General features: G+C 60.1%; 7 protein-coding genes and 1 pseudogene. 3 read left to right on the top strand and 5 right to left on the bottom strand.

Features of this window, described 5'->3' with window-relative positions; translation table 11 throughout:
• Positions 1 to 107: 107 nt before the first annotated feature.
• From ALO64_RS07365 to def, 5 genes are all read right to left on the bottom strand, one after another.
• Entirely contained in the window at positions 108 to 2,462 is a 2,355-nt protein-coding gene (locus ALO64_RS07365) for an FdhF/YdeP family oxidoreductase (RefSeq protein WP_044344971.1), read from the bottom strand.
• 143 nt (positions 2,463 to 2,605) lie between these two features.
• On the bottom strand, positions 2,606 to 3,979 hold the full coding sequence (gene trkA, locus ALO64_RS07360; RefSeq protein WP_005732751.1) for a Trk system potassium transporter TrkA: 1,374 nt from the start codon (positions 3,977 to 3,979) through the stop codon (positions 2,606 to 2,608).
• Complete coding sequence (gene rsmB, locus ALO64_RS07355) at positions 3,976 to 5,322, bottom strand: 16S rRNA (cytosine(967)-C(5))-methyltransferase RsmB (RefSeq protein ID WP_044344972.1); 1,347 nt, start codon at positions 5,320 to 5,322, stop codon at positions 3,976 to 3,978. Before rsmB ends, trkA begins: the two co-directional genes overlap by 4 nt.
• On the bottom strand, positions 5,319 to 6,263 hold the full coding sequence (gene fmt / locus ALO64_RS07350) for a methionyl-tRNA formyltransferase (protein ID WP_002551332.1): 945 nt from the start codon (positions 6,261 to 6,263) through the stop codon (positions 5,319 to 5,321). Before fmt ends, rsmB begins: the two co-directional genes overlap by 4 nt.
• Positions 6,264 to 6,322: 59 nt before the next feature.
• A complete protein-coding gene (gene def / locus ALO64_RS07345; RefSeq protein ID WP_005732754.1) occupies positions 6,323 to 6,829 on the bottom strand; it encodes a peptide deformylase in 507 nt (168 codons plus the stop codon).
• Positions 6,830 to 6,954: 125 nt separating this feature from the next.
• Here def and ALO64_RS07340 point away from each other — a divergent pair, with 125 nt between their 5' ends.
• From ALO64_RS07340 to ALO64_RS07330, 3 genes and pseudogenes are all read left to right on the top strand, one after another.
• A complete protein-coding gene (locus ALO64_RS07340; protein WP_044344973.1) occupies positions 6,955 to 7,980 on the top strand; it encodes a LysM peptidoglycan-binding domain-containing protein in 1,026 nt (341 codons plus the stop codon).
• Between the two features lie 123 nt (positions 7,981 to 8,103).
• Positions 8,104 to 8,790 (top strand): annotated as a pseudogene (locus ALO64_RS07335) (DNA-processing protein DprA); the annotation flags it as partial.
• Between the two features lie 98 nt (positions 8,791 to 8,888).
• Positions 8,889 to 9,455, top strand: a complete 567-nt coding sequence (locus ALO64_RS07330; protein ID WP_044344974.1) for a hypothetical protein — start codon at positions 8,889 to 8,891, stop codon at positions 9,453 to 9,455.
• The last annotated feature ends 6 nt before the right edge of the window (positions 9,456 to 9,461 follow it).

Genomic DNA, 9,461 nt, shown 5'->3' with positions numbered 1-9,461 from the left:
TGCGTGACGCTCCGCGTCACAGATCTGCGCCTCGCCGCGCATTCAAGATCGGAAGCGGAGCGTCCAGAACTGCATGCGACGCGGAGCGCCGCACGATAGTGTTTCCCTCAACTGGCCGCAGCAATCAACCCGCGCCGTTCCAGTGCCACTTGCGTCCCCTCCGAACTCATCCGCACCAGGTTCACCGGGATGGATTTGGCCGCAGGGGTGTTGCCGTGCTTATCCCGGTTGGCCAGTGGCAGCAGCCCGTTGGTTTCCGGGTAGTAGGCTGCGCAGCAGCCTTGCGGCACGTCGTAGGGGATGACTTTGAAACCCGCTGCACGCCGCGTCGTGGTCGGGTCGAGCGCTGTCTGAAACTCAATGTAGTCCCCGGCCTTCAGCCCCAGGCGTTCGATGTCCTGTGGGTTGAGCATCACCACCATGCGGTCGCCGTAGATATCCCGATAACGGTCATCATTGGAATACACCGTGGTATTGAACTGGTCATGGCTGCGGATCGTCATCAACTGCAAATGCTCCGCGCCCGGCGGCGTGTCGTCTTCGTCGTAGACGCCTTCAGGAAAGAGAAAGTTGGCCTTGCCCGACTCGGTGTCCCACTTGCGCTCACTGGCGGCATTGGGCAATCGAAAACCTCCGGGTTCTAGGATGCGCTGATTGAAGTCATAAAACTGCTCGGGCAACACTTCTTCGATCTTGTCGCGAATCCTGGCGTAGTCGCCCACATAGCTGTCCCAGTCCACCTTGGGATTGGGCGCGAGCGTCGCTTTGGCGATACCGGCGATGATGGCGACTTCGGAAATCAGATGCTTCGACGCAGGCTCGAGCATGCCGGTCGAGCCGTGCACCATCGACATCGCGTCCTCCACCGTAATGGTCTGCGCCACGCCGTTCTGCAGGTCGCGTTCCGAACGCGCCACGCATGGCAGCAGAAAGGCCTTCTGTCCATGCACCGTCGCGCTGCGGTTGAGTTTGGTGTTGACCAGCACCGTCATTTTCAAACGGCTGACGGTCGGGCAGATCGCATCGGTGTCCGGAATGGCGCGGAATAAATTACCGCCCATGGAAATAAGGGCTTCCACCTCGCCACGCAACAGGGCTTCGCAGGTCTGGGCCACGGCATGGCCTTTTTTTCTGGACGCCTCGAAACCGAACACTTTGCTCATGCTGGCCAGAAACGGTTCGCCGGCCTTTTCATAGATGCCCATCGTCCTGTCGCCCTGTACGTTGGAATGCCCACGCACCGGGCAAGCCCCCGCACCGAGCTTGCCGATGTTGCCGCGCAATAGCAGCAGGTTGATGATCTGCTGCATCGCATCACCGCCACGCTTGTGCTGAGTGATGCCCATGCCCCAGCAGCAGATGACCCCCTTCGAGCGCTTATAAACCGCAGCCACCTCTTCGATGGCCTGACGCGTCAGACCCGAATGGCGCTCGATGATGTCCCACGGCAACTGTCGGCAATAGTCGGCGTACTGCTCAAAGCCATGGGTGTGTTCTTCAATGAACGCCACATCAAGGACGCGCGGCAGGTTTTCACGCTGCGCCACGTCGTCGGCTTCGATCACGGCCTTGCAAACGCCTTGCAGGGCGATCATGTCGCCGCCGATTCTCACCTGATGGTACTGCGAGCTGATTTCCACCCCATGCAGACTGAGCATGTCGCGCGGGTCCTGCGGCGCCGCAAAACGTACCAGCGCCCTTTCCCGCAGCGGGTTGAACGAGATGATACTGGCACCCCGTTTTGCGGCCGCGTGCAGTTCGGACATCATGCGCGGGCTGTTGCTTCCAGGGTTCTGACCAATGATGAAAATCGCGTCGGCGTTCTCGAAATCTTCCAGCGTCGTGGTGCCCTTGCCGACCCCGATCGACTCGGGCAGCGCCGCAGTGGTGGTTTCATGGCACATGTTCGAGCAGTCAGGGAAGTTGGCCATGCCGTACAGCCGACCGAACAGCTGATACAGAAAGGCGGCTTCGTTCGACGTGCGCCCGGAGGTGTATAGCTCCAGCTTCCACGGATCGCTCAGGCCGCGCAGCTCTGCGCCGATCTCGGCGAACGCCTCGTCCCAGGTGACGGGCAGGTATTTGTCAGTGGCTGCGTCGTAGCGCATCGGCTCGGTAATACGGCCTTCTGCTTCCAGCTCGTGATCGCTCCAGGTCGCCAGTTCGCTGACCGTATGCCGGGCGAAAAACTCAGGCGTCACGCGTTTTTTAGTCGATTCCCAAGCCAGTGCCTTGGCACCGTTCTCGCAGTATTCAAAGGTATGCGGCTTCTTCGGGTCCGGCCAGGAGCAACTGGGGCAATCGAAGCCGCCAGGCTTGTTCATGGACAGCAGCGTGCGGTTGCCCTTGATCAGCACATGCTGGTGCAACAGGTGCTTGTTGACCGCACTGAGCGCAGGCCAGCCGCCCGCAGGTGTGCCGTCGGTTTGTGAGCCTTGAAGGGGAACTTTGGATTCAGGCATTGCTTATGTTCTCTCTGGTAACGCCCGTCAAAGGCATAGCGCGCGTATGTGTGATTAGAGAGAATTCGTCCGAGTCGACGAGCGTTGCCGACCAGACAGGTCGGCAAGAGGTTCAGTCAGGGAGCAGGCTGTTCAGGGCCTGTTCAGAAAAAGCTCAACCCCACCTGAAACAGCCGCTCCACTTCACGGATGCACTTTTTATCCACAAGGAACATGATCACATGGTCACCGGATTCGATAACGGTGATGTCGTGGGCGATGAGCACTTGTTCGTCGCGGATGATCGCACCGATTGCCGTGCCGGTCGGCAGGTTGATGTCCTTGATGGCGCGACCGACCACTTTGCTGGATTTCGGGTCGCCGTGCGCCACGATCTCGATGGCTTCGGCTGCACCGCGCCGTAACGAGTGCACGCTGACGATATCGCCCCGTCGCACATGAGCCAGCAGCGTGCCGATGGTTGCCAGTTGCGGGCTGACCGCCACATCAATCTCGCCGCCCTGGACCAGATCGACGTAGGCCGGGTTGTTGATCAGGGTCATCACCTTGCGTGCGCCCAGCCGTTTGGCCAGCAGCGACGACATGATGTTGGCTTCATCGTCGTTGGTCAGCGCCAGGAACAGGTCGGTATTGTTGATGTTTTCTTCCATCAGCAAATCACGGTCCGATGAGCTGCCCTGTAGCACCACCGTACTGTCCAGATGCTCCGACAGATAGCGGCAGCGCGCCGGGTTCACTTCGATGATCTTTACCTGATAGCGGCTTTCAATGGCTTCAGCCAGACGCTCGCCGATGTTGCCACCGCCTGCGATGACGATGCGCTTGTAGTTCTCGTCCAGACGCCTCAGCTCACCCATCACCGCACGAATATCGGCCTTGGCGGCGATGAAGAACACCTCGTCGTCGGCTTCGATGACCGTATCGCCGTGGGGCAGGATCGCCCGGTCGCGCCGATAGATCGCCGCGATACGGGTGTCGACATTGGGCATGTGCGCACGTAACTGGCGCAGCTGCTGGCCCACCAAGGCACCGCCGTAATAGGCTTTGACCGCGACCAGTTGTGCCTTGCCTTCAGCGAAATCGATGACCTGTAGCGCGCCGGGGTACTCGATCAGACGCTTGATGTAATTGGTAACCACCTGTTCCGGGCTGATCAACACGTCGACCGGGATCGCGTTTTTATCGAACAGGCCCGCGCGTGTCAGGTACGCCGCTTCGCGGATGCGCGCGATCTTGGTCGGCGTGTGGAACAGCGTGTGGGCCACCTGGCAGGCGATCATGTTGGCTTCGTCGCTGCTGGTCACCGCAACCAGCATGTCGGCGTCGTCCGCACCCGCTTGGCGCAGCACTGCCGGATAGGAGCCCTTGCCCTGCACGGTACGGATGTCCAGGCGGTCGCCTAGATCGCGCAACCGGTCGCCGTCAGTGTCGACCACGGTGATGTCGTTGGCTTCGCCCGCCAGATGCTCGGCCAGCGTACCGCCTACCTGACCTGCACCCAGAATGATGATTTTCACCTGCTTACTCCAGCGCCGCCTCGACCTTGATCCGCGATCTTGATCAGTTTGGCGTAGTAGAAACCGTCGTGGCCGCCTTGCTGGGCCAGCAGCTGGCGACCATGGGCTTGCTTGATACCTGCGGGTGGCTGTCCGGCCTGTCCGGCGATATCCAGTTCTCTGGCCCCGGAGGTGCGGGCCAGAAACGCCTCGATGACGTCGGTATTTTCAGTCGGTAGTGTCGAACAGGTCGCGTAAACCAGCATGCCGCCTACCTGCAGCGTAGGCCACAGCGCGTCGAGCAATTCGCCCTGCAGGCTGGCGAGCGCGGCGATGTCATCCAGTTGGCGGGTCAGCTTGATGTCCGGGTGGCGACGGATTACACCTGTCGCCGAGCACGGCGCGTCGAGCAGGATGCGCTGGAACGGCTTGCCGTCCCACCACTGCGCCGTCTCGCGGGCGTCGGCAGCGATCAGCTCGGCGTCCAGACCCAGACGATCAAGGTTTTCACGCACGCGCACCAGGCGCTTGGCTTCGAGGTCCACCGCGACTACGCCGCTCAATTGCGGCTGCACTTCCAGCAAATGGCAGGTCTTGCCACCTGGCGCGCAACAGGCGTCGAGTACGCGTTGCCCGGGCGCGAGCTCCAGCAGGTCGGCGGCCAGTTGCGCGGCTTCGTCCTGAACGCTGATCCAGCCTTCGGCAAAGCCCGGCAGCGAGCGCACGTCGCAGGGCTCGGCCAGTACGATGCCGTCCTGACTGAAGGTGCACGCGCTGGCTTGCAGCCCGGCAGTGTTCAGCAGCTCAAGGTACTGGTCGCGGCTGTTATGCCGACGGTTGACCCGCAAAATCATCGGCGGATGCGCATTGTTGGCCGCGCAGATTGCTTCCCATTGCTCCGGCCATGCCGCTTTCAGGGCTTTTTGCAGCCAGCGCGGGTGGGCGGTGCGCACCACCGGGTCGTGTTCCAGATCGATCAGCAGCGCCTCGCCGTCACGTTGCGCATTGCGCAGCACGGCGTTGAGCAAGCCTTTGGCCCACGGCTTTTTCAGCTTGTCAGCGCAGCCAACGGTTTCACCAATGGCCGCATGCGCAGGAATTCGGCTGTAAAACAGCTGGTAAAGCCCTACCAGCAGCAACGCTTCGACGTCGGCATCAGCGGCCTTGAAGGGTTTTTGCAACAGTTTGGCTGCCAGTGCCGACAGGCGTGGCTGCCAGCGTGCGGTGCCGAACGCCAGATCCTGAGTCAGACCGCGATCACGCACCTCGACCTTGTCCAGTTGTGTGGGCAGCGAACTGTTCAGCGACGCCTTGCCGCTGAGCACAGCAGCCAATGCCTTGGCGGCGGCCAGACGCGGGTTCATTGGCCCAGCACCGTGCCGATGGCGAATTTCTCGCGACGGCTGTTGAACAGATCAGCAAAATTCAGCGGCTTGCCACCCGGCAGTTGCAGACGGGTCAGGCGCAGGGCGTTCTGGCCGCAGGCGACGATCAGGCCGTCCTTGCTGGCGCTGAGGACAGTTCCCGGTACGCCCTGCCCTTCGGCCAGATCGGCTGCCAGCACTTTCAGGGTTTCTTCGTTCAACGTGCTGTGGCAGATCGGCCACGGGTTGAAGGCGCGGATAAGACGTTCCAGCTCATCGGCCGGACGTGTCCAGTCGAGACGCGCCTCATCCTTGTTCAATTTATGAGCGTAATTGGCCAGGCTATCGTCCTGAACCTCGCCGACCAGCGAACCATCCGCCAGCCCTGCAATGGCCTGCAACACCGCTGGTGGGCCGAGTTCGGCAAGACGGTCATGCAGCGTGCCACCGGTGTCCTGTGCGGTGATCGGGGTGACAGCCTTGAGCAGCATCGGCCCGGTGTCCAGACCAGCTTCCATTTGCATCACGGTCACGCCGCTTTCGGCGTCGCCGGCCTGCACCGCGCGCTGAATCGGCGCAGCTCCGCGCCAGCGTGGCAGCAGTGAGGCATGGCTGTTGATGCAGCCCAGACGCGGAATATCCAGCACCACTTGCGGCAGGATCAAGCCGTAGGCGACCACCACCATCAAATCAGGCTTGAGCGCGGCCAGTTCGGCCTGCGCGTCAGGGGCGCGTAGCGTGGGCGGCTGCATGACCGGGATGTCATGCTGCAGTGCCAGTTGCTTGACCGGGCTGGGCATCAGCTTTTGTCCACGACCGGCCGGGCGATCAGGCTGGGTGTACACGGCGACGATCTGGTAAGGGCTGTCTAGCAGGGCCTTGAGGTGTTCGGCGGCAAATTCCGGGGTGCCGGCGAAGACGATGCGCAGTGGCTCAGTCATGGGCTTCTCGTTCTAAAAAACAAAAAGGCCTTGTGCAGGCCTTTTGGAGGGACGAAGGATCAAGCGTTCAGCTTGTGCTGTTTCTCGAGTTTTTTCTTGATCCGGTCGCGCTTGAGGTTAGAGAGGTAATCAACGAACAGCTTGCCGTTCAGGTGATCGCACTCATGCTGGATGCAGATGGCGAGCAGGCCTTCGGCAACCAGTTCGTAAGGCTTGCCGTCACGGTCCAGCGCCTTGACACGGACCTTTTGCGGGCGGTCGACGTTCTCGTAGAAACCGGGTACCGACAGGCAGCCTTCCTGATACTGATCCATTTCATCGGTCAGTTTTTCGATTTCAGGGTTGATGAAGACCATCGGTTCGCTGCGGTCTTCGCTCAGGTCCATGACAACCACACGCTTGTGGACATTGACCTGCGTGGCTGCCAGCCCGATGCCGGGCGCTTCGTACATGGTTTCAAACATGTCGTCGACCAACTGGCGAATGCCTTCGTCTACCATCGCCACAGGTTTGGCGATGGTGCGCAGGCGCGAATCGGGAAATTCGAGGATGTTTAGAATGGCCATATACGTAAGAGCTGCACTGTTAAGGTAAAGTCAATGTTGGGTGCCGGGCCCGGGAGTTCAAGGCAGGCAGCCCAGGACAGGACTCTAGGGTTCGCGTGAGGCAACATGATAAAGGGATTCACCGCATGAGGAAATCACTACTCGCCCTGCTGCTGTTGACCGCCAGCGGTCTTGCTCAGGCGCAAGTGCAACTCAGGGAAGGCTATTCGCAGAGCTACACCGTTGTCGCCGGGGACACACTCTGGGACATTTCCGGCAAGTTTTTGCGTGAACCGTGGAAATGGCGCGAGATATGGCGGGCCAATCCGCAAGCCCACGACCCTGATCTGATTTACCCCGGTGACACCCTCGCGCTGACCTGGGTCGATGGTCAGCCGCGTGTGACGCTCAATCGGGGCGAGTCGCGCGGGACCATCAAATTGTCACCGCGTGTGCGCAGTACGCCGATGGTCGAGGCCATTCCGAGCATTCCGCTGGGGGCGATCAACGCATTCCTGATCAGCAATCGCATCGTCGACAATGCCGAGCAGTTCGAAAAGGCCCCCTACATCGTCGCGGGCAATGCCGAGCGCGTGCTCAGCGGCAGCGGTGACCGGGCCTATGCACGGGGCACGCTGGACCCGGCGCACACCGTCTACGGCATTTTCCGACAGGGCAAGACCTACACCGACCCACAGACCAAGGAAGTGCTGGGGATCAACGCGGATGACATCGGCAGCGCTGAGGTGGTTGCCTCCGAGGGCGACGTCTCGACTCTGGTTCTGCAGCGCTCTACGCAGGAAGTGCGCCTGGGCGACCGATTGTTCAGCAGCGAAGAGCGAGCGATCAACTCGACTTTCCTGCCCAGCGCCCCGCAAACGCCGATAGAAGGTTTGATTCTGGATGTGCCACGCGGGGTGACCCAGGTCAGCGTGCTGGATGTGGTCACCCTCAACAAAGGCAAACGTGACGACCTGGCCGAGGGCAACGTGCTGGCGATCTACAAAACCAGCGAGACAGTGCGCGACCGGATCACCGGTGAACAGGTAAAAATCCCTGACGAACGGTCTGGCCTGCTCATGGTTTTCCGTACGTACGACAAGCTTAGTTACGCCTTGGTCCTGCAAGCCAACCGATCTTTGGCCATCATGGACAAGGTTCGAAATCCTTAAAGGTATGTTTCAGTTCTGCTACGGATTTGTGTGACGAGCCAGACACTTATCAAATTGTTGTCAACAGAGTTATCCACAGGTTTGTGCATCGTCTGAGATGCACAATGGATCAGGGACGATCTCATGCCACTGTTCGAAAATGCCCTCTCTTCGCCAGCAGAGCTGGAAGCCCGTCTGCGCATGCATCGCTTGCCCGAGATCGGACCGAAACGCTTTTCCAGGCTGATCGAAGCCTTCGGTTCTGCGTCGTCTGCGCTGAGCGCACCGGCCAGTGCATGGCGTGCGCTGGGTATTCCAGGTGCCTGCGCCGAGGCGCGTCGAGCCCCTTCCGTCAGGGACGGTGCCAGTGCTGCATTGACCTGGCTGGAGCGTCCGGCCCAGCATTTGCTGATGTGGGACGACCCTTGCTACCCCGCACTGCTGGCCGAAATCGCCGACCCTCCGCCGCTGATCTTCATTGCCGGCGACCCTTCAATCCTCGAGCGTCCGCAGTTGGGAATGGTCGGCAGTCGTCGCGCTTCCAGACCCGGGCTGGACACCGCCAGAGCTTTTGCGCGCAGCCTGGCGGGTGCCGGTTTTGTGATCACCAGCGGTCTGGCGCGTGGCATTGACGGAGCCGCGCATCAGGGCGCACTGGATGTCGGTGGGCATACAATCGGTGTGCTGGGCACCGGGCTTGAAAAACTTTATCCACAGCAGCATCGTGCGCTCGCCGCGCAGATGGCGGCGCAAGGTGGCGCGGTGATTTCCGAGTTCCCGCTGGACGCTGAACCACAGCCCAGCAACTTCCCGCGGCGCAACCGAATCATGATACGGTAAACAGATATTCCGAGGGATTACCATCACAGCGAAAGGCACCTGATGATATGCTTGCCCGTTTGAATATGAGCCCTTGGGGTTAGCGGAACATGGCAAACGAAGAACTGGTCGCGAGAGGGTATTTTTCCAGCGGCCGATTTGCAGGCGAACGGTTTGGGGCGTTTGAAGTATTTTTTATCGGTGGGACCAGCGTCACCGCACTTAAACGGGTGGGTGTGGATATCACGATACCAGACGCTATCGACTTTCCATTTAGTCTTTACAAAGCCCCTAAAAAGCCATCTGCTGCACGACCGGACCGCCTGTATGTGCGTCGAACCTCCGAGGGCTTGATTCCTGTGGCTATCGGTGAAGACAAAGCCCCTACGAAGCTTCTGGATGAGAAAGCCGTGCTGCGTGCCGCTGAGCAAGGCTTGTTTTCTGCGGCAGCTATTGGGGCGCGTGTAGCCATCACTTCAAACGGCGAAAGATTCTATTACATCAATGTAAAAGCGTCGCTTTTAGAACAACAAATCATCTATTTCGACGAGAAACGAGATTTCGGTCCAGCAGTGCTTGCAAATATTTTGGAAGGCGATGCGGGCGTGGCAAAAGACCCACGACCGCTGGCTGAAAGTATTTGGCAGATGATTTGGCAAGCCACTAAGAGGGTGTAGACAAAA

Source organism: Pseudomonas meliae (assembly GCF_001400515.1).
Taxonomy (GTDB): Bacteria; Pseudomonadota; Gammaproteobacteria; order Pseudomonadales; family Pseudomonadaceae; genus Aquipseudomonas; species Aquipseudomonas amygdali.
The sequence above is the reverse complement of the archived record's forward strand: the minus strand, read 5'-3'. Positions and strand labels throughout refer to the sequence as shown.